The 391-nt window shown below is 66.5% G+C and carries 1 pseudogene; it reads left to right on the top strand.

Going from position 1 to position 391, the window contains the following annotated elements:
• Nucleotides 1-123: 123 nt before the first annotated feature.
• Nucleotides 124-309 (top strand): annotated as a pseudogene (locus M3677_RS17725) (MBL fold metallo-hydrolase); the annotation flags it as partial.
• Nucleotides 310-391 lie beyond the last annotated feature (82 nt).

Raw genomic sequence — 391 nt, forward strand, 5'->3', positions numbered from 1 at the left:
CTTCAAGCTGGCGGAGGACGCCCAGCTCTTCGCGGGTCGTGTCTTCGGAGATCCGGGCGTAGAGGACTACGCGGGTTGTTCGGGAGGTCGTTGGCATGTGTTGCACTTTACCGTCCTTCGCCCTTTCCCGGTGGGGTCGGCAACACGAAGAACTCGGGCCAGAGCTTCGAGTCGCTCTTCCGCGACGTCACCGAACGGGTGTTCGACGTCTACGACGACGACACCTGGGTCTACCCGGGACACGGGAACGACACGACCCTCGGGGTCGAGCGGCCGCACCTCGACGAGTGGCGCGCCCGCGGCTGGTGACCGGGCGGTCAGTGAGGTCGGTGAGGTTGGTCAGGTCGATCAGCGCGCCGGGGGCTTCCAGAGCACCATGACGCGGCGGTTG

The organism is Curtobacterium sp. P97 (assembly GCF_023712445.1).
GTDB lineage: Bacteria > Actinomycetota > Actinomycetes > Actinomycetales > Microbacteriaceae > Curtobacterium.